Origin of the sequence: Lactobacillus porci (assembly GCF_009695985.1) — a bacterium.
In the GTDB taxonomy this organism is placed as follows: Bacteria; Bacillota; Bacilli; order Lactobacillales; family Lactobacillaceae; genus Lactobacillus; species Lactobacillus absianus.
Genome location: NZ_VUMX01000002.1, coordinates 90863 through 115448, shown reverse-complemented (window position 1 = coordinate 115448; position 24586 = coordinate 90863). Strand labels below are relative to the sequence as shown.

23 protein-coding genes and 2 tRNA genes are annotated in these 24586 nt (G+C 52.3%); 20 read left to right on the top strand and 5 right to left on the bottom strand.

Going from position 1 to position 24586, the window contains the following annotated elements; genetic code table 11:
* Positions 1–94 precede the first annotated feature (94 nt).
* Positions 95–979 carry a LysR family transcriptional regulator gene (locus tag FYJ62_RS01610; RefSeq protein WP_154547078.1) on the bottom strand — a complete coding sequence of 295 codons (885 nt, stop codon included), beginning with the start codon at positions 977–979 and terminating at the stop codon, positions 95–97.
* Positions 980–1178: 199 nt separating this feature from the next.
* Here FYJ62_RS01610 and FYJ62_RS01605 point away from each other — a divergent pair, with 199 nt between their 5' ends.
* The 5 genes from FYJ62_RS01605 to FYJ62_RS01585 all read left to right on the top strand — a co-directional run bounded on the left by FYJ62_RS01605 (position 1179) and on the right by FYJ62_RS01585 (position 6501).
* The gene (locus FYJ62_RS01605) at positions 1179–1769 is read left to right on the top strand and encodes a DUF4230 domain-containing protein (protein WP_154547076.1); all 591 of its coding nucleotides are present in this window, start codon (positions 1179–1181) and stop codon (positions 1767–1769) included.
* Positions 1770–1912: 143 nt separating this feature from the next.
* Entirely contained in the window at positions 1913–2806 is an 894-nt protein-coding gene (locus FYJ62_RS01600) for a DUF3737 family protein (RefSeq protein WP_154547074.1), read from the top strand.
* Between the two features lie 19 nt (positions 2807–2825).
* Positions 2826–3998 carry a MalY/PatB family protein gene (locus FYJ62_RS01595; RefSeq protein ID WP_154547072.1) on the top strand — a complete coding sequence of 391 codons (1173 nt, stop codon included), beginning with the start codon at positions 2826–2828 and terminating at the stop codon, positions 3996–3998.
* Positions 3999–4183: 185 nt separating this feature from the next.
* The gene (locus FYJ62_RS01590; RefSeq protein ID WP_154547069.1) at positions 4184–4900 is read left to right on the top strand and encodes a response regulator transcription factor; all 717 of its coding nucleotides are present in this window, start codon (positions 4184–4186) and stop codon (positions 4898–4900) included.
* Positions 4897–6501, top strand: coding sequence for a sensor histidine kinase (locus FYJ62_RS01585; RefSeq protein ID WP_154547067.1), 1605 nt, complete (start codon positions 4897–4899; stop codon positions 6499–6501). Before FYJ62_RS01590 ends, FYJ62_RS01585 begins: the two co-directional genes overlap by 4 nt.
* Positions 6502–6729: 228 nt before the next feature.
* On the opposite strand, the gene FYJ62_RS01580 is transcribed toward FYJ62_RS01585, so the two are convergent.
* Positions 6730–8937, bottom strand: a complete 2208-nt coding sequence (locus tag FYJ62_RS01580; RefSeq protein ID WP_154547065.1) for an LTA synthase family protein — start codon at positions 8935–8937, stop codon at positions 6730–6732.
* Between the two features lie 146 nt (positions 8938–9083).
* On the opposite strand from FYJ62_RS01580, the gene FYJ62_RS01575 reads away from it, so the two are divergent.
* The 3 genes from FYJ62_RS01575 (at position 9084) to FYJ62_RS01565 (ending at position 13237) form a co-directional block, all read left to right on the top strand.
* On the top strand, positions 9084–9713 hold the full coding sequence (locus tag FYJ62_RS01575; protein WP_154547063.1) for a VanZ family protein: 630 nt from the start codon (positions 9084–9086) through the stop codon (positions 9711–9713).
* A gap of 74 nt (positions 9714–9787) precedes the next feature.
* A complete protein-coding gene (locus FYJ62_RS01570) occupies positions 9788–11128 on the top strand; it encodes a glucose-6-phosphate isomerase (protein ID WP_154547061.1) in 1341 nt (446 codons plus the stop codon).
* 507 nt (positions 11129–11635) lie between these two features.
* Positions 11636–13237 (top strand): peptide ABC transporter substrate-binding protein, encoded by a 1602-nt coding sequence (locus tag FYJ62_RS01565; protein ID WP_154547059.1) that lies wholly within the window; start codon positions 11636–11638, stop codon positions 13235–13237.
* A 61-nt stretch (positions 13238–13298) separates the two neighbouring features.
* Here FYJ62_RS01565 and FYJ62_RS01560 read toward each other — a convergent pair.
* Together FYJ62_RS01560 and FYJ62_RS01555 are read right to left on the bottom strand one after the other, a co-directional pair.
* Positions 13299–13371: transfer RNA gene (locus FYJ62_RS01560), tRNA-Gln, on the bottom strand.
* Positions 13372–13376: 5 nt separating this feature from the next.
* A tRNA-Glu gene (locus tag FYJ62_RS01555) sits at positions 13377–13448 on the bottom strand.
* A 127-nt stretch (positions 13449–13575) separates the two neighbouring features.
* On the opposite strand from FYJ62_RS01555, the gene FYJ62_RS01550 reads away from it, so the two are divergent.
* Together FYJ62_RS01550 and FYJ62_RS01545 are read left to right on the top strand one after the other, a co-directional pair.
* Positions 13576–14583 carry a serine hydrolase domain-containing protein gene (locus FYJ62_RS01550; protein WP_154547057.1) on the top strand — a complete coding sequence of 336 codons (1008 nt, stop codon included), beginning with the start codon at positions 13576–13578 and terminating at the stop codon, positions 14581–14583.
* 18 nt (positions 14584–14601) lie between these two features.
* Positions 14602–14871 carry a hypothetical protein gene (locus FYJ62_RS01545; protein ID WP_154547055.1) on the top strand — a complete coding sequence of 90 codons (270 nt, stop codon included), beginning with the start codon at positions 14602–14604 and terminating at the stop codon, positions 14869–14871.
* 107 nt (positions 14872–14978) lie between these two features.
* Here FYJ62_RS01545 and FYJ62_RS01540 read toward each other — a convergent pair whose 3' ends face one another.
* Positions 14979–16334, bottom strand: coding sequence for a Mur ligase family protein (locus FYJ62_RS01540; protein WP_154547053.1), 1356 nt, complete (start codon positions 16332–16334; stop codon positions 14979–14981).
* Positions 16335–16475: 141 nt separating this feature from the next.
* On the opposite strand from FYJ62_RS01540, the gene FYJ62_RS01535 reads away from it, so the two are divergent.
* The 10 genes from FYJ62_RS01535 (at position 16476) to atpA (ending at position 24584) form a co-directional block, all read left to right on the top strand.
* Positions 16476–17078, top strand: coding sequence for a thymidine kinase (locus FYJ62_RS01535; protein WP_154547051.1), 603 nt, complete (start codon positions 16476–16478; stop codon positions 17076–17078).
* Between the two features lie 48 nt (positions 17079–17126).
* A complete protein-coding gene (gene prfA, locus FYJ62_RS01530; protein ID WP_154547049.1) occupies positions 17127–18212 on the top strand; it encodes a peptide chain release factor 1 in 1086 nt (361 codons plus the stop codon).
* Complete coding sequence (prmC, locus tag FYJ62_RS01525) at positions 18205–19047, top strand: peptide chain release factor N(5)-glutamine methyltransferase (RefSeq protein WP_154547047.1); 843 nt, start codon at positions 18205–18207, stop codon at positions 19045–19047. Before prfA ends, prmC begins: the two co-directional genes overlap by 8 nt.
* Complete coding sequence (locus FYJ62_RS01520) at positions 19047–20042, top strand: L-threonylcarbamoyladenylate synthase (protein WP_154547045.1); 996 nt, start codon at positions 19047–19049, stop codon at positions 20040–20042. The genes prmC and FYJ62_RS01520 overlap by 1 nt, the downstream gene beginning before the upstream one ends.
* Positions 20043–20241: 199 nt before the next feature.
* Positions 20242–20871: a uracil phosphoribosyltransferase gene (gene upp, locus FYJ62_RS01515; protein WP_154547043.1), complete on the top strand. Its 630-nt coding sequence runs from the start codon at positions 20242–20244 to the stop codon at positions 20869–20871.
* A gap of 153 nt (positions 20872–21024) precedes the next feature.
* Positions 21025–21693, top strand: coding sequence for a F0F1 ATP synthase subunit A (gene atpB, locus FYJ62_RS01510; RefSeq protein ID WP_326831971.1), 669 nt, complete (start codon positions 21025–21027; stop codon positions 21691–21693).
* Between the two features lie 19 nt (positions 21694–21712).
* Positions 21713–21937, top strand: a complete 225-nt coding sequence (gene atpE, locus FYJ62_RS01505; RefSeq protein ID WP_154547039.1) for a F0F1 ATP synthase subunit C — start codon at positions 21713–21715, stop codon at positions 21935–21937.
* A 60-nt stretch (positions 21938–21997) separates the two neighbouring features.
* Positions 21998–22504, top strand: coding sequence for a F0F1 ATP synthase subunit B (gene atpF, locus FYJ62_RS01500; RefSeq protein WP_154547037.1), 507 nt, complete (start codon positions 21998–22000; stop codon positions 22502–22504).
* Positions 22504–23046 carry an ATP synthase F1 subunit delta gene (gene atpH / locus FYJ62_RS01495; RefSeq protein WP_154547035.1) on the top strand — a complete coding sequence of 181 codons (543 nt, stop codon included), beginning with the start codon at positions 22504–22506 and terminating at the stop codon, positions 23044–23046. Before atpF ends, atpH begins: the two co-directional genes overlap by 1 nt.
* Before the next feature lie 23 nt (positions 23047–23069).
* Positions 23070–24584: a F0F1 ATP synthase subunit alpha gene (atpA, locus tag FYJ62_RS01490; RefSeq protein ID WP_154547033.1), complete on the top strand. Its 1515-nt coding sequence runs from the start codon at positions 23070–23072 to the stop codon at positions 24582–24584.
* Positions 24585–24586 lie beyond the last annotated feature (2 nt).

The window sequence follows — 24586 nt, the reverse complement described above, 5'->3', positions numbered from 1 at the left end:
AAATCACAGCAGAGAGTTGCTGAAGCTCAAAAGTTCCCAACTGGCGCGTTTTCCCACATTCGCTTGCCCAGACTCGTTTCTTTGGCTTAACGGCTCATCGAGGCTCATTCGCTTTTTCCAAGACGAACTTGTAGAAGCGCTCAGCAATCGGGGAGAAGTTGGCATCCTTGCGCCAGGTAAAGTAGAGGTGTTCTTCCAGCTTCGGGGTCAGCGGGACAAAGGTCAGTCCGCTGCCAGGGCTGGTGTCGACCAGGCGGTCAAAAGTCAGCATGATCCCCAGGCCCTCTCTGACAAAAATTGCCCCGTTGTAGGCCAGGCGAAAGCTCCCTTCCAGCTGCAGGCTGCCCATCTTTTCCTGGGCCCAGCGCGGCAGGTCGTGCTCCCAGGCTTCTTCAGAAGCAAACAAGGGCAAGCCGGCCAAGTCCTCGGCCCGGATGGCCTTTTGCTTGGCCAACGGGGAGTCGGTCCGCATGACCGCGCCCCAGGTGTCGGTTTCAGGTAGGGGCAAAGCGGCATACTTGTCGGGATTTGGCTGCTCGCAGACCACTCCAAAGTCCAGGACGCCCCGGTCCAGGCGCTCGTAGACCTGCCCGCGGTCGCCGCTGGTCACGTGGTAGTGGAGCTTGGGGTACTGCTGCTTAAACTGGCTGATCCAGGAGGCCAGCCAGCGGATCTGGTAGGATTCAGCCAGCCCCAGGTAGAGGTCGCCGCCAGTCACCTCATCCCAAGTGCGGAATTCATGCTCGATCTTGTCCGCCATCAGCAAGAGGTCTGCTGCCTGTTCTTTCAATAGCCGCCCCTGTTCAGTCAGTTCAATGCTGAAGCTGTGGCGGGTAAAGAGCTTTTGTCCCAGATCTGCTTCAAGCGCCTTCAGCTGGCGGGAAATGGTGGATTGGCTGACGTGCAGCTGGGCCGCGGCCCGGGTCATGTTCTCGGTTTTGGCGACGGCGTAGAAGTAGCGCAAGGCTTGAATTTCCATGATCGTTTGTCCTTTCTCTTGTTTTGCAAAAAGTGAATATCACGAAGCCGATTATAGGCATTAGCGTCTGGCCTGTCCAGCGTTTAGAATTAAGCTGCAGGCCAGGAAAAGTATAAATAATCCTGAAGAAAAGGCCTGCGGCTTGCATTTGCCGGCCATAGACTGATAATATTAATCAGCTCTAGAAGGAGGCAGCAATATGAAAAAGGACCAGAAATTCCGTCTGCCATTTCGCGGATTGTTCGCTTTTGTCGCCGTAGTTGCTTTGTTGATGATCGGCGGCATGATCGGCCAGCATCTGCCAAAGGCCAGCCATGAGACCGTGTCAGAAGCGGCTATTTCCAGCCGCCTGGCTGACATCGGCGAGCTGTCGACGGAAAAATATACCTACACTGGCTTATACAAATTGACCCAGGGCGAGATTCCCTTGATTACCCAGAAGGGCTTTTCCATGGTCTACACGGCCAACTTCAAGGCCGGGATCAAGGTCAAGGACGTGCAGGTCAAAGTTGACCAAAGCAAGGTGACGGTGACCCTGCCCGCGGCCAAGATCCTGAGCGCGGCCATTGATCCGTCATCGATCAAGTTCTATGACCAAAAAGCCGCCCTGTTCAATTGGAGTCAAAAGGAAGACGTGACCAAGGCCGAAAAGGCGGCTCTTAAGCGGGCACAAGCAGCGGCTATTAAGGCCGGCATCTTGACCAGCTCGGAAACCAGCGCCAAGAAGCTGGTCAAGCAGCTGCTCAAAGGCAAGCTCGGCGGCCGCCGGCTGGTTGTCCTTCAAGCATAGCGGCAAAGGCAGGCAAGTTTAAATCGCGGGATTGTCCCGCGATTTTTTGTTTTTCGCCGGCACTTATTTTTTACAAGAAGCTGGCAAAAGCATAAACTTAGTAATATAGACAGAATTGTTGCTGATAGAGAAGGAAAAAAGAAATGACGACCAAGTTTAATAACAAGTATTTTACAGGCGAAAGAATCCTTTTTGGCGCCAATAGCCTCGAGCTCAAGGACTGCGTGTTTGGCATGGGTGAATCTCCCCTTAAGGAATGCCGCGATCTGCAACTGACTGATTCCGTGTTTACCTATAAGTACCCCCTCTGGTACAGCGAAAACGTGCGCGTGGAGCGGACGACTTTTGAAACCATGGCCCGGTCAGGGATCTGGTACACCAACAAGATTACAGTAGCCAACTCTGCCCTCCAGGCCCCAAAGCTCTTCCGTCGCTGCCAGGGGGTGACTTTGGACCACGTCCACTTCGGGGATGCCGAGGAAACCATGTGGACCTGCAAGGACATCCGGATTGCTGACAGCCAGATCAATGGCAACTACTTTGGCAAAGATAGCGAGAATATCTACCTGGACCACGTTTCCATCATCGGCAACTATGCCTTTGACGGGGCCAAAAACATCGAAGCCCACCACTGCACTTTCGTGACCAAGGACAATTTTTGGAACTGCGAAAACGTCACGGTCTATGATTCGGTCCTGGATGGGGAATACCTGGCTTGGAACAGCAAAAACGTGACTTTGGTCAATTGCACCATCCGCTCTGACCAAGGCTTGAACTACATCGACCACTTGACCATGAGAAACTGCAAGCTGATCGATTCTGACCTGGTCTTTGAATATGTTTCCGGGCTGGACGCCGAATTGGCGGCGCCGGTGGTCAGCATCAAAAATCCCGTTTCCGGCCGGGTCAAGGTTCCGGAAATTGGCCAGCTGATCATGGATGAGGATAAAATTATTCCTGAACGGACCGTGATTGAGTGCGAAAAGATTGGCGAGCGGATCGCGGCATCCGACTTGAACCAAGCAGCAGTGCGTTGATTTTGCGCGGGAGGCAAAGATGAGCAAATACGATTTTACGACCATTCCGGTCAGAGAGCAGAATTCCATCAAGTGGGGCAACCTGCGGCCAGGAGAGCTGCCAATGTGGATTGCTGACATGGATTTCGCGACCGCCCCGGAGATAATCGAGGCCATGCAGCAAAAGCTGACGGTGGGAGCTTTTGGCTATGAAGACCTGCCGGATGAATATTTCAAGGCCGTGGCTGACTGGGAAGCAAAGCAGCATGGCGTCCGGCCGGATGAGGACTGGGAGATCTACGTCACCGGCGTCGTTCCGGCCATTTCCTCCATTGTCCGCCGGCTTGCCCACCTGGGCGACCAGGTCTTGGTGCAAGAGCCGGTCTACAATATTTTTTACAACTCGATTGAGAACAATGGCCGCCGCGTCCTTTCCAGTGACCTGGAATATGATCCCGGCCAGCGGCAGTACCGGGTTGACTGGGCGGATCTGGAGCGCAAGCTGGCTGATCCCTTGACCACGCTGATGATCTTCTGCAACCCCCACAACCCGATCGGCTATGTCTGGACTAAAGAAGAGGTAGAGAGAATCGCGGCGCTGTGTCACAAGCACCATGTCGTGCTCGTGTCCGACGAAATTCACGCCGACTTGGTCAGAGAGGGGCGGGACATGACTCCGGCCTTTGCGGTGACTGGGCCAGCCCGCTCCAGCGTCATCTCCCTGGTGTCGCCAAGCAAGACCTTCAACCTCGCGGCCTTGCACGCGGCAACGGCCATCATTCCTGATGAGAACCTGCGGGCGATCGTCAACCGCGGCTTCAACAGCGAAGAGCTAGCTGAGCCCAATCTCCTGGCGGTGCCGGCGACTATCGCGGCATATGAAAAAGGGGACGAGTGGCTGAAACAGCTGAAACGGCAGCTGCGGGAAAACTTCGCCTATGCTGAAGCTTTTATCAAGGACGAAATTCCTGCCGCCAAGGCCATCAATGGGACGGCCACCTACCTTTTGTGGGTTGACGTGTCCCAAGTAACGGAGGATGCCCGCAAGCTGGCTGCCTATCTGCGGGCAGCGACGGGCCTGATCCTTTCCCCTGGCAACATCTACCGGGGACAGGGGGCTTCCTTCATCCGGATCAACCTGGCCTGTCCGCTGGCTTCAGTCAAAGACGGGCTGGACCGGCTCAAGCGGGGGATTGCCACTTATCAAGAATAGAAAAAGCCATTGCTTTTTGGCTGAAGATCACATTTTCTTCACAGCCAGGGCAAAGGCTTTTTCTATTTGCCTGGCATAGTATAGTCAGGCAGTCTAGGCTTAATAATGCTAAAATAAAGTAATATAGAAAATGCAGCTATGCAGTGGACTTGCGGCCCATTAGTGAGAAAGGGGAAAAAGCAAAAATGAAAATCTTAATGGTTGAAGATGATGCCTCAGTGTCAGAAATGATGGACCTCTTCTTTAAGAAAGAGGGCTGGGAGGAAGACCCGGCTTATGACGGAGAAGCAGCGGTTGAAAAGTTCAAGGCCCACCCCCACGACTATGACCTTATTACCTTGGACTTGAACCTGCCGAAGAAGGACGGGATTCAAGTGGCCCGGGAAATCCGCCAGATCTCGCAAACCGTGCCGATTATCATGCTGACGGCTCGAGATTCGGAATCTGACCAGGTTCTGGGCCTGGGCATCGGGGCTGACGACTACGTTACCAAGCCATTCAGCCCCTTAGCCTTGATCGCCAGAATCAAGGCCTTGCACCGGCGGGTCATGCTGGATGGGACCAGCAGCCAGGAAGAGAGCAAGAGCGACTATGATCTGGTCACGACCCACATCAAGATTTCCAAGAGCCGGCGCGAGGTTACCTTTGATGACAAGCCAGTCACCGGCTTGACGCCAAAGGAATTTGACCTCCTGTACACCATGGCGCAAAAGCCCAAGCAAGTCTTTTCCAGAGAGCAGCTTTTGGAGCAGGTTTGGGGCTATGAATACTTTGGCGAAGAAAGAACGGTTGACGCCCACATCAAGAAGCTGCGCCAGAAGCTGGAAAAGATGGGGCCGCAGATCATCCAGACGGTCTGGGGCGTGGGCTACAAGTTTGACGACTCTCAGGTTAAGCAATGAAGCTGATTTATCAACATATTCTGAGTTTTTTGGTCATTATTTTGACCTCAGCGCTGATTATTGGCTTTTCGGCCATTAACTATGAAAAAAGCCAGGCCTATCAAAACAATTTTGCCCGCTTGGAAGAGTACGCGGCCAATCTGTCCCGCCTGCAGTGGGGGGACGTGAAGACGTCGAGCGGCAGCTCTGCCAAAGGCAAGCCCAAGTTTGAGCTGCCGATCGGGAGCGAGGACAGCCAAAGCCAGCTCAATCCCTTCTTCTTGCAGAAGCTGACCTTCGTCATGAGCGATGAAGGGGTCAAGATCTTTATGATGGACAAGGACTTCTCCACTACCTACCCAGTGGGTGGCTACCAGCTGCTCAAGCCAGCGGCGCAAAAGCTGCTCAAGTCCGGCCAGGTCGTCCGGATCAAGAATGACCACGGGACTGACCAGCAGTCGCTCAATCCGAAGCTGCAGGGGCGGGCCAAGCTGAAAAGCAGCCAGAAACAGAGCAGCAGCGGGAGAAAGCATCTTTTTGCCACTGCCAGCTACACCTGGGTGATCATGCCGCAGTTCGTCAAGACTGCCACTGGCTCCAAGGAGTTCGTCGGGGCCATTATGGTTGGCTCCCAGGTCAAAGACGTCATGCAACCGGTGGACATGGCCAAGGCCAATTTAGGCCGGGCTTTGGTCATCACCTTCGTGGTCAGCTTGATTCTGAGCTTCATTTTGGCCTACTACCAGACCGGCCGGATCAAGCGGTTGTCCGTTGCCGCCCGGCAGGTTGCTTCGGGTGACTTGACCGTGCAAGTGCCGCACCGGAGCTCGGATGAGATTGACGAATTGGCCGAAAACTTCGATGAGATGGTGGTCTCCTTGAAGAAGTCCAATGAAGAGATCAAGGCGCAAGAGAAACGGCGGGACCAGTTCATGCAAGACGTGGCCCATGAGATGCGGACGCCGCTGACGACGATCAATGGGCTTTTGGAAGGGCTGGCGTATGATGCCATTCCCGAAGAATCCATCCCCCAGTCCATTTCCCTGATGCAGCGGGAAACCAAGCGCTTGATCCGCTTGGTCAACAAGAACCTGGACTATGAAAGAATCCGGACGGGCAAGAGCCAGCTGACCAAAAGCAAGTTCAACGCCAGCGTCATCTTGGGCGACTTGAAGCAGCAGCTGCTCCAGAATGCCCAAAAGAATGGCGACGTGCTGGAAGTTGACGCGCCGGATGAGATCATGACTTATGCTGACCAGGACCGCTTCAAGCAGATCATGGTCAACTTGGCCCAAAACGCCATTCAGTTTACGAAGAATGGCAAGATCGTGATCAAGGGCTGGCGGGTACCGCATGGTTCCCGCTTCAGCGTCGCGGACAACGGGATTGGGATGAGTCCTGACCAGACCAAGTACATTTTTGAGCGCTTCTACAAGGCCGACCCAGCCCGGGCCCGCTATGGCGGCACCGGTGAATCAGGCCTGGGCCTGTCGATCGTCTTGTCCCTGATCCGCCAGCATGGCGGGGAGATCAAGGTTGATTCTGAGCTTGACAAGGGATCGACCTTCACGATAACCTTGTACGACCAAGGCTTTGAGAAAAAGTATTCAGACGACAATTAAGGAGTCTGGGAAAAAATAAGTTAAGACAGCAAGGCCTTAGGACGCTCATCTAATTTAGATGAGCGTTTTTTGGATTTGGACAATTGAATGTGGGAAAACCACGGCAGTAGGGAACTTTTGAGCTTCAGCAGCTCTCTGCTGTGATTTGAGATAGATAAAAAAGGCTTCCAGAAGTTTTATCACTTCTAGAAGCCTTTTTTATTTGCTAGGGTCTTTTTCCCAGACGCCTTATTTGTTGCTGGAGCTGGCTGAACTCTGGCTGCTTGAACTGGAGCTGGAACTAGAACTTGTGCTGGATTGGGAATTCAAGACCGCGTCTGGAACTTGGGTGATCTCGCTTTCCCGCTTGCGCAGTTCCGCGGCATCCGTCTTATACAGACTGGTCGTCGACTTGCCCTTCTGGCTGATCAGGGCCGTTGAGCTGCTGCCCAGGTCATTGATCAACTGCATCATCCGCTGGTAGTTGTCCGTATAGTCGTACGTAGTTGGCAGGACTGGGGAGAAGCCGGCCGGGGTGTAGTAGCGGAGCAGGTTCTTGTTGTTCAGGGTATCGGAAGCGCCCAGAGACATCTTGCCATAAGCGGCCAGCAAGGCAATTTCCTTCTTCTGCTGGTCGCTGAACTCGGTCAGCTGCTTGCCGCTCTTGCTGTCATAGACGTCGCCCTTGATCCCTTTGCCGCCGATGATCGTGTACTTCGGCGTGATGATCGTGCCGTTTCTGAAGACGACGATCTGCTTGTGCTGCTTGGACAGGATATCCGTGCCAAATTGAACGTAGCCCTTGGTGGAGACGCCCAAAAGGTGGAGCAGGGTCGGCAGGACGTCGATCTCGCCGGCATACTCGCTTTTGATTCCGCCCTTGAGATTGGAAGCATGGAGCATGAAGGGCACCTTCTGCATCTGGGCGGTGTTGCAGCTTGACCAGTCATTCGGGTCAGCCCCGATGACCGGCGCCAGCGTGGTGTATTCTTCGTTGCTCAAGCCGTAGTGGTCGCCGTAGATCATGATCAATGACTTGTCGTAGAGTCCGGTCTTTTTCAAGTAGGCAAAAAATTCCTTCAAAGCCTGGTCCAGATAATGGGCGGTCATAAAGTAATTGTTGATCGTCGCGTCGCTGGTGTTGGTCGTCTTGAAGCTCTTGTCCTGGTCCTGGCTGTCCAAGTCAAAGGGCGTGTGGTTGGTGACCGTGATGAACTTGGCATAGAAGGGCTGCTGCATCCGTTCCAGGTACTTGACGCTTTCGGCAAAAAGCAGCTTGTCCTTGAGTCCGTAGCCAGAGCTGTCGCCTGTTTGCTGGCTGAAGTAGCTCTGGTCAAAAAAGTAGTTGTAGCCCATGCTCTTGTAGACGTCGTTCCGGTTCCAGAAGCTGCCCACGTTGCCGTGGAAGACGGCGGACGTGTAGCCGCCAGCCTGGCTCAGGATTTGCGGGGCCGCTTGGAAGGTATTGGTTGAGCCCAGCGAGGTGAAGAGGGAGCCGTCGGAAATCCCATAAGTGCTGGTCTCCAGCATGTTTTCCGCGTCGCTAGTCCGCCCCAGGCCGACCTGGTGGTAGAAGTTGGCGTAGGCCAGGGTGTGCTTGTCCCGATAAAGCGAGTTCAGGAAGGGGGTGACCTCCTTGCCGTTGACCTTTAGGCCAATCAGGAACTGCTGGAAGCTTTCCAGGTGGATGATGATCACGTTTTTGCCCTTTTCAGCGCCAAAGTACTTGGGGTTGGGCTTGGCGTAGTTCTTGCTGGTAAAGTCCAGGATCTTGTTCAGTTCCGTAGCGCTGGCGTTCTTGGTGACCGTGGCGCTGGATTCGTTCTTGATGGCGTCATAGACCGTAAAAGAGTCAATCCCCAGGTACTTGACCACGTAGGTCCGGTCAAAAGTATTCTTTAAAAGCCGCGGCCGGTTGCATTCGGCGATCATCATGTTCAAAAAAAGCATGAAAAAGCCAAACGAGGTGACCGCGAAAGAACTTGAGAAGCCATATGACTTCTGGTCGATCTTGATCACCTTGCAGACCAGCAGGAAGATGATGACGATCAGGTCAAGCCAGATCAAAAGGTCGCTGGCCTGCAGCAGGGCCGCCGAGCTCTTGCCAAGGCCCTGTGAGACCTTGCTGATGTTGGTCATGGTCTTGATCGTGATAAAGTCCGTGAATTGCCGGTAATAGAGGACGTTGGCAAACAAAAGGGCCGTGTTCGCCGCGTCAATGGCCAGCATGGCAATATAGGAGACCAGAGGCTTGGTAAAGTAAAAGCCGAGACTGATCAAAATGATGCTGGCCCCCAAAGGACTGAGCCACATAATGATGTGCTGGAGCGGATTCGCGATGCCCAAATTAAAGTCGGCATAGGCGACAAAAAGGTACTTGAGCCAGTAGCAGCAGACCAGCAGGGCCAAAAAGCCCGTTCGGGTCTGCACCGCCCGAAAGATGTTGCGCTTTTTCAAAATATTTGTTCTCCTTTTATCCTTCTTAATTTTAAAGGTTGCGGCAAAATTAGACAAACTTTTCCTGAGAGTTAGGACTTTCTTTAAATTTTTGTCCCCGTAAAACTTGTATAATTGAGGAAAACAATAGAGATGGGACCACAATCATGCTATTTTTAGGATCACTTTACAATTTTCTAGCCAGCCAGTACGCGACCAGGATCAACCACTTTCCTTTGGTCAAGCTGACCTTTCAGGGCCTGGACAAGACCCTGTTCTATTTCTTGATCTTTGCCATCCTCCGCTTGATCTGGCTGCTGGCCATTAGAAGGCGGCGGACGGTCAAATCCGAATTCGGCTTGTGGGTCTTCGTCTTTTACTTCCTCCTGGTCTTGATGCTGACGACTTTCCGCTCCTCTTACTTTCCTTGGGAGCTCGATTTCCACTGGCACCGGTCCCCGGCCAATATCAACCTGGTCTTTATGAAGAATACCTGGAAACTGATCTATGCCCAAAGCAAGGTCGACTTTTACTACAACTCCTTTGGCAACGTCCTGGCCTTTGTCCCATTTGGCGCCTTAATGCCCAATGTTCTCAGGAAAAAGCACTGCCTCTGGCAGGTCTTCTTCTTAGGCGTCTGCTCATCAGTCATGATTGAGTTCTTGCAATTTTTGCTGATAACTGGAGTTTCAGACGTTGATGATGTTTTTTTTAATGCATGCGGTGTACTATTGGGGTATGGGCTCTATGCATTGCTGGTTTTGTTAAATTCAGGCAAAAAAAGCGATAAGCACTAGCAATGAAAGGGCAACAATGATATTATTATCTTGTGAATGATTTATTTAACATTTTCTAGTAAGGAAGCTGAAACATGAATAGTGTAGTTAGTTTTGACAGCAGTAAATTGACTCCTTTCGTTCACGAAAACGAACTTAAGGAAATGCAAGCAATGGTTGACGCCGCAGATAAGGAATTGCGTGAAGGCACTGGTGCCGGCAACGACTTCCGTGGCTGGCTCAACCTGCCAGTAGACTATGACAAGGACGAATTCGCCCGCATCAAGAAGGCCGCTAAGAAGATCCAAAGCGACTCAGACGTCTTGATCGGGATCGGGATTGGTGGCTCATACTTGGGTGCCCAAGCTTCTATCGAATTCTTGAACTCATCATTCTACATGGCTGAAAAGAGCGACTATCCAAAGGTTGTCTTTTGCGGCAACAGCCTGTCAGGCACTTACCTGTCAGACTTGATCAACTGGCTGGGCGACAAGGACTTCTCCTTGAACATCATCTCCAAGTCAGGTACCACTACTGAACCATCAGTTGCCTTCCGCGTCTTGAAGGCCAAGCTGATCGAAAAGTACGGCAAGGAAGAAGCCGCAAAGCGGATCTACGCAACTACTGACCGCAAGAAGGGTGCCTTGAAGACTGAAGCCGACGCTGAAGGCTATGAAGAATTCGTAGTTCCAGATGACGTTGGTGGCCGCTTCAGCGTCTTGTCAGCCGTTGGCTTGCTCCCAATTGCCGTTTCCGGCGCCAACATCGACGAATTGATGCAAGGTGCTGCTGACGCCCGGGCCGCTTACACTGACACTGACGTAAGCAAGGATTCTCCTTACCAATACGCTGCTTTGAGAAACATCCTTTACCGCAAGGGCTTCACCACTGAATTGCTTGAAAACTACGAACCAACCATCAGAATGTTTGGCGAATGGTGGAAGCAATTGATGGGTGAATCAGAAGGCAAGGACCAGAAGGGGATCTACCCATCAAGCGCCAACTTCACCACTGACCTGCACTCACTGGGCCAATACATCCAAGAAGGCCGCCGCAACTTGATGGAAACCGTTGTCCGCGTGGCTGGCCCACGGGCTGACGTTGCTATCCCAGGCGACAAGGAAAACCTTGACCAATTGAACTTCCTGGAAGGCAAGACCATGAACTACGTCAACGACCGCGCCTACGAAGGCGTTGTCCTGGCCCACACCGACGGCGGCGTGCCAGTTATGACGGTCAACATTGCTGACCAAAGCGAACATACTTTGGGCTACCTGATCTACTGGTTCGAACTGTCAGTAGCCATCTCAGGCTACCTGAACGGGATCAACCCATTCAACCAGCCAGGCGTTGAAGCTTACAAGCGCAACATGTTTGGTCTGCTTAACAAGCCAGGCTACGAAGACCTGCACGACGAACTGACCAGCCGTCTGTAATCCTGGCCGCGAAAGAGCGAAGGCATTTGCCTTCGCTCTTTTTGCATGGTTCTAAATTTTGCTTATGCATGACGGGAATTTTAGGGAGAAATTTTTAGCAAAAAGTGTAACGGCTGTCATTTTCGCCATTATTCAGGTCGTGCAAAAAATTGAAACGCTTAATTTCTTTTTGACCGCCTTTTGATTTTTTTATGTGGATTGCTTTAATTATAAATCCAGCTACAATTGAACTTGTGAGGTGGGGTTGGATTTATTGAGGAACAACTGCACTAAGCGCTATCTAAAAACTAAAACTAATTTACGATTGGCTGCAGCGATCAGCCAGGCAAAGCAGCATCCCTTGGTGAGAGGGGGATGCTGCTTTTGTTTTGCAACAAATTCCGGATTTGGTCCTTTTTTGCGTTTGACATGATAAAAGAATGAGGACTAGTGCTAAAATTTAAAGTGACGAGAATGTATGCGCTAACATTAAGCGCGGTACTTATGCAACGTATAGGGGGGATTAAAATGTCATCGAGAAGATTTGCCTTGACTGGGGTTGCCTTGGCCGCTTTGGCCTTAAGCGCCTGCAGCCAAAAGCAGAGCACCAAGAATGAACAGGACCTGAACTGGTCGGTTGGCGGGGAAATTACCACGATGGATCCGTCCAAGGCCACGGACGTGGTCAGCTTCACGCAGATGATCAACTCCATGGAGGGGCTCTACCGCAACGTCAAGCAGGGGCAAGAGCCAGGACTGGCCACCAGCGCCAAGGTTTCCAAGGATGGCTTGACCTACGTCTTCAAGCTTCGCAAGTCCAAGTGGAATGACGGCACTCCAGTGACTGCCAAGGACTTCGTCTACTCCTGGCGGCGGACGGTCAATCCCAAGACCGAGGCTGAGTATGCCTACCTGTTTTCCGGGATCAAGAATGCCGATGCCATTCAAAACGGCAAAAAGCCGGTTTCCAGCCTCGGGATCAAGGCTGTGGGCAAATACCAGCTGGTAGTCACTTTGGAGAAGCGGATGGCCTATTTTAAGGATCTGATGGCCTTTCCGGTCTTCTTCCCGCAAGAGGAGCGAGCCGTCAGGAAATACGGCGACAAGTACGGGACGGCCTCCAAGTACATGGCCTACAACGGGCCTTTCCTGCAAAAAGGCTGGAGCGGGAGCAACCTGTCCTGGAAGCTGGTCAAGAACCCGGACTACTGGGACAAGGACCAGGTCAAGCTGGACCAGATCAGCTTCACGGTCAACAAGACGGCATCGACCGCCTACAACCTCTATGAGTCAAAGAAGATCGATGCTTTAGGCCTGGACTCCAACTTGACCAAGCAGTTTAAGGACAAGAGCGGCTATTACAGCCTGGCCAACGGCGGGACCTACTACTTGGAGCTGAACGAAAAGAATCCTAACCTGGCCAGCAGCAATATCCGCAAGGCCATCTCCCTGGCTATCAACCGGGAGGACCTGGTCAGGATCCTGGGCGGGAACAACCAGGCAGCCAGCACGTATACGGCCAAGGGGCTGACGAGCGTCAAGGGGCAGGACTATACCAGCTTGATCTCAACGTCAGCCAAGAAGCTGTACAAGTACCAGCCAAGCTTGGCCAAGGAATACTGGCAAAAAGGCTTAAGCGAACTGGGCAAGAGCGGGATGACCCTGAACCTGCTGACCAGCGACAGCGACAGTGCCAAGAAGACCGGGGAGGCGCTGCAGAGCATGCTGGAGACCAAATTGCCCGGCTTGAAAATAACCGTGACCAGCGTGCCGTTCAAGACCCGGCTGGCCCGGCGGGAATCCGGCAAGTTCCAGCTCTGCGGGTCAGATTGGATTGCCGACTTCGGCGACCCGATTTCCTTCCTGGAACTGCTGACCAGCAGCAACGCCTCCAACTACGGCTCCTGGAAGAACAGCCGCTATGACCAGCTGATCGCGGCCTCCAAGGACACGAATGACCAAGCCGCCCGCATGAAGGACATGAGCGAGGCCGAAAGCATCCTGCTCAGCGATGCCGGGGTCGTTCCGATCTACTATGAAGACGATGCCTGGCTGATCCGGCCAAGCGTCAAGGGCTGGGTCTGCAACCGCAGCGAATGGAACTTCAAGAAGGCCTATGTCAGCAAGTAGAGCGAAAAAATAACAAGCAGCAAAAAAGCCAAGCTTCGAGGAAGCTTGGCTTTTCTGATTATTGCGATGTCCGGGCTCGAACCGGAACATTATGGATTCAGAGTCCACTGCCTTACCGATTTGGCTACATCGCAGTAAATCACCCGTACGAGAATTGAACTCATGACTCCACCTTGAGAGGGTAGCGTCTTAACCACTTGACCAACGGGCGAGTCATAACCGACATGTTTTATTGTGCGCTTCTTTGACTTATTTGTCAATTTTTTTCCAAACTTTTTCCAAAAAAATTCTGCTTACTCTATAATAACCTGTAGATTGTTATTGAGAAGGGTGGTTTCATGATCAATTTTCCTAAGACCCAAAACCTGATCGAGTCCCTGGTATCGGAAAGAATCGTGCCTGGCGTCAACTATGCCTTTATGAAGGGCGACCAGGTCTTTGCCTCAACTGTAGGCTTTGCCGCGCTCTATCCCCAAAAGACCCAGCTGAGTCCCTTTGCCGTCTATGACCTGGCTTCCTGCACCAAGGTCCTGGCTACGGGGGCGGTCCTTTTAAAGCTGTATGAAGAGGGGCGGGTCAGTTTTGACGACCGCCTGACCAAGTACGTCCCGGAATTTGGCGACGATCGGGTCCGCCTTTGGCACCTGCTGACCCATACCTCGGGGATCAGGGGCTGGATTCCCAACCGCTCCAGCCTGAGCGGGGAGGATCTGCTGAAGGCGATCGTGGGTTTGCCGGTGACGGATGAGTTTGAACGCGTCGTCCGCTATGCTGACACCAATTTCGTCTTGCTGGGCCTGGTCGTTGAGCGAATTTTGGGCCAGCCGGTGCAAACGGCCGCGGCGGACATGATCTTTCGTCCAGCCGGCTTGACTGAGACCACTTTTCACCCTGACCGACAGGAGTGCGTGCCTACGGAACTGGTCAACGGAACGGTTCTGCAGGGGATCGTGCATGACCCCAAGGCCCGCCAGCTAGGAGCGCGCTGCGGGTCGGCCGGCCTGTTTTCAACGGTCAAGGACCTGGTCTTGATGGGCCAGGCCTATACAGGCGTGAATCCAAGCCTGCTTCCGCTCAGCCAGGACGCGATTGCCCAGCTCTATGCCGTGCGCACGCCTAATGGCCTGCAGCCGCGTGCCTGGGGCTGGAACCTGGTCTTTGATCCCCAGGACAAGTACCCGCTCATCTACCACACCGGCTTTACCGGCACTTTGATCATGTACGATCGCGTCAAGCAGTCCGGCTTGGTCATGCTGACCAACCGGGTCCACCCCAGCCGGCACAACCAAATCTTTTTGACCATGCGCAGCCGGATCATCAACAGCTTTTTGGCGGAAAACAAGTAGAAAGACGAGGACCAAGCGATGAAAAAACTGACCACCAAGGAAAAATTGGGCGCCTGCGGCGTTCTGTACGCCGGGATCTTGATCCTGCTCGGGCAGATGAACAGCCGCCTGATGCCCCTGTTTCTGTTGACCCTGTTTGCTTCCCTGGGCGTGGCGGCCTTAGAGGGGCTCTTGTGGCTCGCTACGGCCATGCGCGGCCAGGCCAACGCTACTTTCAAGGCGGTGACGATTGCCGCCTTGCTCCTGGCCTTGATCAACCTGATCGCCGTGGCCACGACCGCGATCTGATAATGCGACAGTGGAGTACTTTTGAGATACATAAAAAGACTTCCAGAAGTTATTTCGCTTCTAGAAGCCTTTTTATTCGTTAGAATTTTTCCAGACTCTTGTTTGCTTTAGTTGATCCGCCGCTTAAGCACGCCCTTGTCGGCAAAGACTTGGCGCAGGTGCAGCATGGCGGTGTAGGTCGACAGGATGTAGATCTTGTCGTTTGGCGCCTGCTTGAAGGCAGTGAGGAGCTGGTCAAAGTCCGGCTCCGTGATCATCTTGTCCGGGTCAAGCCCGGCAACTTCCAGACGCAAGTGCATGTCCTTATGGCGCTCGCCGCCGACGATGATCTGGTCGATCTGCTCCTTGTTCAGGCTTTCGAAGTTTCCGTCCCAGATCCAGCTGGTGTCGATCCCGTCAGCGTGGTGGGCGTTGAGGAGGGCGGCTAGGGTGTAGTGGTCCTGCTCCGTGTTCAGGAGGCTCAAAACCTCGTTTAAGCCGACTGGGTTCTTGACCAGGATGATCTCAATCTGTTTGCCCGCGTAATTGATCAGTTCCTGACGGCCGAAAATCCGCTTGTTCTTGGCAAAAGCATCCGCGATCTCGCTCGCGGAAACGCCAAATTCGCTGGCCGTCGCGAAAGCGGCCAAAGCATTGTAGATATTGTAGGTCCCGCCGATATTGACGGAGAATTCCTGCCCTTCGATGGTGAAGCGGATCCGGCTGGGGGTCTGCTCGCTGATCTTTTCCAGCTTGTAGGCCAGCTTTGGCCGCTCGTAGCCGCAGCTTGGGCAGAAGAAGTCGCCCAGGTTGGCGTAGGAGATGCAGTGGTAGTGCAGGATGTGGTTGCACTTGGGGCACAGGACGCCGTCGGTGTTGACCGCGGCCTTCAGGTCGTTTTGCGGCTTGTCCTGGCTGGTCTCAAAGCCAAAGAAGACTTTGGGGTTTGGCAGGTCAACGGAAGAGAAGATGCTGGCATCCCCGTTGGCGATGATCTTGGCGTCAGGAGCCAGCTTGATCCCGTCGACGATCTTTTCATAGGTCGTGTAGATTTCGCCGTAGCGGTCCATCTGGTCGCGGAAAATGTTGGTCAAGACGAAAGCAGCTGGGTGGACCAGCTGGGTAACGCGCTTGACGTTGGCTTCATCGACTTCCAGAACGGCCAGCTTGCGGCTGCCTTTCTTGCTCTTGTGGGCCAAAAAGGCGGTCACGATCCCCTGGGCCATGTTGGAGCCGGAAGGGTTGGTCAGGATGTCGCCGTACTTTTCCCGCAAAGTCTGGGTAATCAAAGCCGTGGTCATGGTCTTGCCGTTGGTCCCGGTGACGATGATCGTTTCATAGTCCCGGCCAAGCTGCTGCAGGACATCGGGGTCGATCTGCATGGCAAGCTTGCCTGGGAAGCTGGTCCCGCCCTTTAAAACGTTGTGAAGGAACCAGTATGAGGAGCGGCCGGCCAAGGTCGCGATATTGGATTTAATAGTCATTATTAATCTTCCTTGTTCTTGTTTTTCTTCAAACTTATCAACAATCTTACCATAATAACCGAAATTAGTTAGTGGAATGCCTGCAATCTTAAGAAAAATACTCTATACTTATTTGAGTGAAAAAATTTTAAGGTGGAGATTATGGCACAGTTCTTTTTCGAATACGGCGCGATGGGCAGCGGCAAAACGATTGAAATTTTGAAAGTCGCCCACAACTATGAAATCCAAGGCCGGAAGGTCATGCTGATGACTTCGGCCGTGGACACCCGCTCAGGCCAGGGGGTCGTTGCCTCCCGGATCGGGCTCAGCCGCGAGGCGAGAGTCATCGAAGACGACATGAACCTGTTTGACTATATCAAGAGGCTTAACCAAGAGGACATGGACAAAGACGGGCAGCCTTTGGCTGCCGTCCTGATCGATGAGGCCCAGTTCTTGAAGAAGCATCAGGTCATTGAATGCGCGCGGATCGTCGACGAGCTCCATATCCCGGTTATGGCCTTTGGGCTCAAGAATGACTTTCAGAATCATCTTTTTGAAGGCAGCGAGTATCTTTTGCTCTATGCTGATAAAATAGAAGAGATGAAGACGATCTGCCATTTTTGCGGGCACAAGGCGATCATGGCCTTGCGCTACAAGGATGGCCAGCCTATCTATGAGGGCGAGCAGGTGCAAATAGGGGGCGACGAGGCATACTACCCGGTCTGCCGCTTCCACTATTTCCACCCGGATCAAAAGCGCGATTAGTTTTTTGATTTAGCAGAAGTTAGTTAACGATTTGGAAAGAAGGACAAAATGGACAAAGTAATGGACCAATTGGAGAGCTTGGAAGCCCGCTATGAAGAAGTGCAGGAAATGATGGCGGATCCTGAGGTCATCAGCGACACCAAGCGCTACATGGAAATTACCAAGGAAGAAGCCGACATGCGGGAAGTCATCCAAAAGTACCGCAAGTACAAGGCTGACCAAGAAGAAATTGCCGGCAACAAGGAAATCATTGCTGACGGCTCAGACGCTGAGCTGGTGGAAATGGCCAAGATGGAAAACGCTGAGCTGGAAGCTGAAGTGGTCAAGCTGGAAGATGAAATCAAGATCTTGATGCTGCCAAAGGATCCCAACGACGACAAGGACATCATCATGGAAATCCGTGGGGCCGCTGGGGGCGATGAAGCCTCATTGTTTGCCGGCGACCTTTTGCGCATGTACGAAAAGTATGCCGAAAAGCAAGGCTGGAACGTTTCCGTGGTCGACTCGGAACAGACTGAAGTCGGCGGCTACAAGCGCGTGGCCATCATGATCACGGGCGACAAGGTCTACTCCAAGCTGAAGTATGAAAACGGGGCCCACCGGGTGCAGCGGATTCCAGTAACCGAATCAGCTGGCCGGGTGCACACCTCGACGGCGACGGTAGCCGTCATGCCTGAATACGAGCAGGTTGACCTGGAGCTGGATCCAAAGGACATCAGAGTCGACGTCTACCGTTCATCCGGTGCTGGTGGCCAGCACATCAACAAGACTTCCAGCGCGGTCCGGATGACCCACTTGCCAACCGGGATCGTAGTTGCCATGCAGGACCAGCGGTCCCAGCAGCAGAACCGGGCCAAGGCCATGGAAATCCTGAAGTCCCGCGTCTACGACTTCTATGAAAGCCAGAACCGGGACAAGTATGACGAAAAGCGCAAGAGCGCCGTGGGGACGGGTGACCGGTCTGAAAGAATCAGAACCTACAACTATCCGCAAAACCGGGTAACTGACCACCGGATCGGCTTGACCATCAACAAGCTGGACCGGGTCATGGACGGGGACTTGGACGAAATTATCGACGCTTTGACGGTTTACTACCAAACCAAGCAATTAGAGGAGTTGGCTGACAATGCCTAAGACTTTGAAGGACATGCGGATCAAGGCCAGCGAAATGGCTGAGAACGCGCGTCAAGACGATATCGACTACGTACTGGCCGAAAGACTGGGCCTGACCCCCAGCCAGTATGAGCTCAAGCAGGATCTGGAATTGACCGATGACCAGGTCAAGCAGGTCAACAAGGACGTCAAGAAGCTGGCCAAGGGGATTTCACCCCAGTATATTCTGGGCTATGCCTGGTTTTTGGGCTACAAGCTGAAGGTGGCCCGCGGGGTCTTGATTCCCCGCTTTGAGACCGAGGAACTGGTTGAATGGGCCTTGGAGCACCTGCAAGATAATGACGTGGTCTTGGACCTAGGAACGGGCTCAGGCAATATTACCGTTGCCTTGGCCAAGGAAGCTGAGAAAAAGGGCTTGACCGGCCTGAAGTATTACGCCAGCGACATTGCTGACGCGCCTTTGCTGATCAGCGAGGAAAATTTCCTGACTTACGGCGTCGACGTGACGACCCGCAAGGCCAACGTCCTGCTTGGCTTAGGGAAGTTTGACCTGATCATTTCCAACCCGCCGTACATCAAGCCAAGCGAAAAAAACGTGATGGATCAAAGCGTTCTGGACAATGAACCTAAAGAAGCCCTCTTTGGCGGGAAGGACGGCTTGGAATTCTACCGGAAGTTCGCCAAGCAGGTGCGCGATCACCTGAATTCAGGCGGCCGCTTCTTCCTGGAATTCGGCTTCAGCGAGGAAGATGAATTAAAGGCCTTGTTTGCCAAAGAATTGCCTGATTTCAAGATCGAGTTCCGCAAGGATATGGCGGGCAAGCCCCGGATGGTTTATGGAGAATGGCAAAAATAATGGAAACGAAGATTTTTAACAAGGATCAGCTGGATGAGGCGGCCAAGCTCTTGAGTCAAGGGCAGCTGGTGGCTTTTCCAACTGAAACCGTCTATGGCCTGGGAGCCTTGGCCACAAGAGAAGACTCCGTCAAGAAGGTTTACGCGGCCAAGGGACGCCCAAGCGACAATCCCCTGATCGTGACTGTGGCTGATGAAGAAATGATGCGGCCATACGCCAAGGAAGTCCCAGAGCGGGCAGAAAAGCTGATCAAGCGCTTTTGGCCAGGCCCGTTGACGATCCTGCTCTTTGTCAAGGAGGGGACCCTGCCTGAAGCCGTGACTGGCGGCTTGAAGACGGTGGCCTTCCGCTGCCCGGACGACCAATTGACCCATGACCTGATTGCCAAGCTGGGCAAGCCGATCGTGGGCCCGTCAGCCAATACTTCCACCAAGCCAAGTCCAACCACCGCCCAGCACGTCTACCACGACCTGAAGGGCAAGATTGCCGGGATCGTTGACGGCGGGGAGACTGAGGTTGGCCTTGAATCCACGATCGTTGACCTGTCCGTTGAGCCGGCCGTCGTCTTGCGGCCAGGCAAGATCACGCCGGAAGAAATCAGCGAGGTCTTGGGCGAAGACGTCCGCGTCAACACCGGCAAGGTGGGCGACAAGGACGTGCCAAAGGCTCCAGGGATGAAGTACCGTCACTACGCGCCAGCCGCGCAGGTTTACGTGGTTGATGACCCGGAAAGCTTTAAGACGCTCAAGCTGGATGAAAGCTGCGGGGTAATGGCCCTGGGCCGGATCTTAGACACGCTTGACCTGCCGCTGGCCAACAAGTTCGACTTGGGCCGGGACTTGGTTGATGCTGACCACAACCTGTTTGGGGGCTTGCGCTATTTCGATGATATGGACCAAATCAAGAAGATTTACGTGCAAGGGTTCACGGAAGGCGAAGAGAGCCTGGCATATATGAACCGCTTGAACAAGGCAGCTGGTGGTCACCACCTGTAAGAAATTAGCATACTGGCTGATTATTTAATAATTAAAACTAAGCGACAAAGACGCCGATTTGTCTGATTGACTTGCCCAAAGACCGTGGATTGGTCAAGGCGCGGAAATTAGCGAAAAGCGTGAACAGAAAGGGTTTGAACTCTTTCTGTTTTTTTTTATAATATTGATGACATGGTATTTTTTGAATGGAGGATTTTTAATGGGAAAACTTACTGTGTTAAACCATCCATTGATCCAGCACAAGCTGACGATTATTCGCCGCAAGGACACTGGCTCAAATGAGTTCCGCCGGATCGTTGGGGAAATCGCAGGGCTGATGACCTACGAAATGACCCGCGACTTGCCGTTGCAAGATGTTGAGATCGAAACCCCAATGGGGAAGACGGTGCAGAAGGAATTGGCCGGCAAGAAGCTGACCATCGTTCCAATCCTGCGTGCGGGCATGGGCATGGTGAATGGCGTTTTGGAAATGATTCCATCCGCTAAGGTTGGCGTGATCGGAATGTACCGGGATGAAGAAACCTTGAAGCCGGTTGAATACTTCTTCAAGATGCCAAAGGACGTGACCGAACGCGAATGCATCGTCGTTGACCCAATGCTGGCAACTGGCGGTTCGGCCAACTTGGCGATCAACGCGCTCAAGAAGCGCGGCGTGACCGATATTAAGCTCGCAGTTTTGGTAGCTGCTCCAGAAGGCGTCAAGGCGATTCAGGAAGAAAATCCGGACGTTGACATCTACTGTGCTGCCTTGGACGAAAAGCTGATGCCAAACGGCTACATCTTCCCAGGATTGGGGGATGCGGGCGACCGGATCTTCGGGACCAAGTAAATTTATTTTCGCAATTATAGCGGTTACAAGAGTTCCCAAAACTTTTAATTGGTGTAAAATATATGACGTGTTTGAAGATTTCAGCACAAGAAGGGAGGTCACGAAGAATTGGAGAATCCACTTGTCTTCAATATATTTGGTTGGAATGTCGACATGGTCGGCGTAATTGGTTCAACCTTGATGGCAATTGTGGTTTTTGCCATTTGTTACGCTCTTTCACGTAAGATTGAAATGAAACCGAACAATAAGCAGAACGCCCTGGAAATGATGATCGACTTCACTGACGGCATCGTTCGGGACAACGTCAGCGATGAGGCAGCCAGAAAGCACCTGTCGCTGTACGCCTTTGTTCTCTTCCTTTTCATCTTCTGCATGAACCAACTTGGGTTGTTCTTGGAAGTGAAAGTCGGTGACTACATGGTCATCAAATCACCAACTGCTGATCCAGTGACGACAATGTCGTTCGCGATGATGACCTTGCTTCTGTCGTTTACCTTTGGGATCCAGAAATTTGGCACGAAGGGCTACCTGAAGAATTATGCAAATCCGGTAGGTTTCCTTCTGCCAATCAACGTCATTGAAGAATTCACCAACTTCTTGACGTTGTCACTGCGTCTTTACGGTAACATTTTTGCCGGTGAAGTCCTGCTGACGCTGATCGGCGGACAGCTCGGCCCAAGCTACGGGATTATTACCCGGATCCTGGCCGCCCCACTGGCAATGATCTGGCAAGGTTTCTCTGTCTTCATTGGCTCTATCCAGGCGTATGTTTTTGTAACTCTGTCAATGGTTTATATTGGCAAGAAGGTTACGCAAGAATAATTTTTTCGGAGGTTTTATTATGACTCAAGGTTTAAAGTATTTAGCAGCGGCTTTGGTCGCTGGTATCGCCGCTTTAGCTGCTTCATGGGGTAACGGTAAGGTTATTTCCAAGACTATCGAAGGTATCGCTCGCCAACCAGAAAGCGCCGGCAACTTAAGATCAACTATGTTCATCGGCGTTGGTTTGATCGAAGCCGTTCCTATCTTGGCGATCGTTATCGCTTTCTTGATTTTGTTCCTGTAATTAAAAGAACATATCTGTTTAATTACCACAAGTTACTAAATTGAGAGAGAAGGATTGTCGATGATATTTCAACCAGTATTAGCCGGCGCTGAGATCTACATTGCCAACATGCTGTGGTACCTGATCGTTTTCGCCATCCTTCTGCTGGCCGTTGAGTACTATGCTTGGGGTCCAGTCAAGAACATGATGGAGAAGCGCCGTCAAAAAGTCATTGATGACTTGGATCAAGCTGCCAGCAACCGCAAGAAGGCTGAAACTTTAGCCAATGAACGGGAAGCTGCTTTGCAGAATTCAAGACAAGAAGCAACGCAAATTCTCTCCGATGCAAAGAGCAATGCACAAAAGACCGGCAAGGAAATGGTTGCCCAAGCAACTGCCGATGCCGCTGGCATCCGGGAAAAGGCCAAAGCCGAAGCTGCCCAAGCCAAGGCTGACGCCTTAAACGAAGCCAGAGACGAGGTGGCTGATCTTTCCGTGACGATTGCTGAAAAGGTAATTGCTAAGAACTTATCTGCTGCTGATCAAAAGGATTTAGTTGATCAGTTCATTAAGGGGTTGAATGACTAATGGCCTTAAGTAGAGAAGAGACAGCAAGACGCTACGGAACTGCGATTTTCGACTTTGCCCAAGACACGGACAAGGTGGCCGAATTCTACGAGGAATTGACTGCCTTGAAGCAGGCCGCTGAAGCTGAGCCACGCTTTGTGGCCGTTTTGAGTGACCCTGTCTTGGACAGCGGTGAAAAGCGCAAGCTGTTGTCCGCGGTTGAGCAAGGCTTTTCTGCAGAGGTTCAGGAAGTGTTAGACTTCTTGCTTAGCTACGACCGCTTTGCCTATCTCGTCAACATTATTGACTACTTTGTGCTTTTGTACAACAAGGCCAACAGGATTGACACGGGCGTTGCTAAGACTGCAGTTAAGCTGGATAAAGATCAACTGCAGCGTCTTGCTGACAGCTATGCTAAGAAGTATGGCTTGAAAGAACTTCATCTTGTAAATGAAGTTGATCCAGAAATTATAGGCGGCGTGGTTCTGAAGACTCAGGGCCGCGTAATCGATGGCTCAGTCAAGCATCGGTTGGAGAAAATTCGCGCCCATTTAACTAAATAAAAGATTATAAAGAGGTGAAACCATTGAGCATTAAAGCGGAAGAAATCAGCTCTTTGATCAAGCAACAACTTGAACACTACGATGATAAGCTGGACATCGACGAAGTTGGTGTCGTAACTTACGTCGGCGATGGTATCGCCCGCGCTCACGGCTTGAACAACGTCTTGTCCGGTGAGCTCCTGCAGTTTGACAATGGTTCCTATGGTATCGCGCAGAACTTGGAAGCCAATGACGTTGGTATCGTTATTTTGGGCAAGTTCGACGATATCAGAGAAGGGGACCAGGTTAAGAGAACTGGCCGTATCATGCAAGTTCCAGTTGGTGACGCTTTAATTGGTAGAGTTGTCAACCCTCTGGGCCAACCAGTCGATGGCTTGGGTGAAATCAAGACTGACAAGACTCGTCCAATCGAGTCCAAGGCGCCAGGCGTTATGGACCGTCAGTCCGTTAAGCAGCCACTGCAAACTGGTATTAAGGCTATCGACGCGCTGGTGCCAATTGGCCGTGGCCAGCGTGAATTGATCATTGGTGACCGTAAGACTGGCAAGACCAGTTTGGCGATTGACACCATTTTGAATCAAAAGGGTCAAGACGTAATTTGTATCTACGTCTCAATCGGTCAAAAGGAATCAACTGTCAGAGCACAAGTTGAAACCTTGAAGAAATTTGGGGCAATGGATTACACCATTGTTGTGGAAGCCGGTCCATCAGAACCAGCTCCAATGCTTTACATCGCTCCTTACTCGGGCACGGCGATGGGTGAAGAGTTCATGTACAATGGCAAGGACGTCCTGATCGTCTTCGACGACTTGTCAAAGCAGGCCGTGGCCTACCGTGAGCTTTCACTGCTGCTGCGGCGGCCGCCAGGCCGTGAAGCCTACCCAGGTGACGTCTTCTACTTGCACTCACGTTTGCTTGAACGCAGTGCCAAGCTGAGCGACAAGCTGGGTGGCGGCTCCTTGACCGCATTGCCATTTATTCAAACTGAAGCCGGGGACATTTCTGCCTACATTCCAACCAACGTGATTTCCATCACTGACGGGCAGATCTTCCTGCAAAGCGACCTGTTCTTCTCAGGCACGCGGCCAGCCATTGACGCTGGTGCCTCAGTTTCCCGTGTTGGTGGGTCAGCCCAGATTCCGGCCATGAAGAAGGTTGCCGGTACCTTGCGGACCGACCTGGCTTCATACCGCGAACTGGAAAGCTTCGCCCAATTCGGTTCCGACTTGGACCAAGCTACCCAAAAGCGTTTGGCGCGTGGGCGGCGGACTGTTGAAGTCTTGAAGCAGCCACTGCACAAGCCAGTTCCTGTTGAAAAGCAGGTCGTACTCTTGTACGCCTTGACCCATGGCTTCCTGGACGCTGTTCCAGTTGATGACATCGGTCGCTTTGAACAAGAACTTTACACCAACTTTGATGCAAGTCATGCTGATTTGTTGGAAGAAATTAAGTCAACTGGCAAGCTGCCAGATGAAAAGAAGCTTCAAGACGCTCTTCAACAGTTTGCGGACAGTTTCTCACCATCAAGTAAGAATTAGGA

Bases quoted from the DNA above. Each gene is read 5' to 3' on its own strand.
- FYJ62_RS01610 (WP_154547078.1), bottom strand. From the start codon at position 979: ATGGAAATTCAAGCCTTGCGCTACTTCTACGCCGTCGCCAAAACCGAG.
- FYJ62_RS01605 (WP_154547076.1), top strand. From the start codon at position 1,179: ATGAAAAAGGACCAGAAATTCCGTCTGCCATTTCGCGGATTGTTCGCT.
- FYJ62_RS01600 (WP_154547074.1), top strand. From the start codon at position 1,913: ATGACGACCAAGTTTAATAACAAGTATTTTACAGGCGAAAGAATCCTT.
- FYJ62_RS01595 (WP_154547072.1), top strand. From the start codon at position 2,826: ATGAGCAAATACGATTTTACGACCATTCCGGTCAGAGAGCAGAATTCC.
- FYJ62_RS01590 (WP_154547069.1), top strand. From the start codon at position 4,184: ATGAAAATCTTAATGGTTGAAGATGATGCCTCAGTGTCAGAAATGATG.
- FYJ62_RS01585 (WP_154547067.1), top strand. From the start codon at position 4,897: ATGAAGCTGATTTATCAACATATTCTGAGTTTTTTGGTCATTATTTTG.
- FYJ62_RS01575 (WP_154547063.1), top strand. From the start codon at position 9,084: ATGCTATTTTTAGGATCACTTTACAATTTTCTAGCCAGCCAGTACGCG.
- FYJ62_RS01570 (WP_154547061.1), top strand. From the start codon at position 9,788: ATGAATAGTGTAGTTAGTTTTGACAGCAGTAAATTGACTCCTTTCGTT.
- FYJ62_RS01565 (WP_154547059.1), top strand. From the start codon at position 11,636: ATGTCATCGAGAAGATTTGCCTTGACTGGGGTTGCCTTGGCCGCTTTG.
- FYJ62_RS01550 (WP_154547057.1), top strand. From the start codon at position 13,576: ATGATCAATTTTCCTAAGACCCAAAACCTGATCGAGTCCCTGGTATCG.
- FYJ62_RS01545 (WP_154547055.1), top strand. From the start codon at position 14,602: ATGAAAAAACTGACCACCAAGGAAAAATTGGGCGCCTGCGGCGTTCTG.
- FYJ62_RS01540 (WP_154547053.1), bottom strand. From the start codon at position 16,334: ATGACTATTAAATCCAATATCGCGACCTTGGCCGGCCGCTCCTCATAC.
- FYJ62_RS01535 (WP_154547051.1), top strand. From the start codon at position 16,476: ATGGCACAGTTCTTTTTCGAATACGGCGCGATGGGCAGCGGCAAAACG.
- prfA (WP_154547049.1), top strand. From the start codon at position 17,127: ATGGACAAAGTAATGGACCAATTGGAGAGCTTGGAAGCCCGCTATGAA.
- prmC (WP_154547047.1), top strand. From the start codon at position 18,205: ATGCCTAAGACTTTGAAGGACATGCGGATCAAGGCCAGCGAAATGGCT.
- FYJ62_RS01520 (WP_154547045.1), top strand. From the start codon at position 19,047: ATGGAAACGAAGATTTTTAACAAGGATCAGCTGGATGAGGCGGCCAAG.
- upp (WP_154547043.1), top strand. From the start codon at position 20,242: ATGGGAAAACTTACTGTGTTAAACCATCCATTGATCCAGCACAAGCTG.
- atpB (WP_326831971.1), top strand. From the start codon at position 21,025: ATGGTCGGCGTAATTGGTTCAACCTTGATGGCAATTGTGGTTTTTGCC.
- atpE (WP_154547039.1), top strand. From the start codon at position 21,713: ATGACTCAAGGTTTAAAGTATTTAGCAGCGGCTTTGGTCGCTGGTATC.
- atpF (WP_154547037.1), top strand. From the start codon at position 21,998: ATGATATTTCAACCAGTATTAGCCGGCGCTGAGATCTACATTGCCAAC.
- atpH (WP_154547035.1), top strand. From the start codon at position 22,504: ATGGCCTTAAGTAGAGAAGAGACAGCAAGACGCTACGGAACTGCGATT.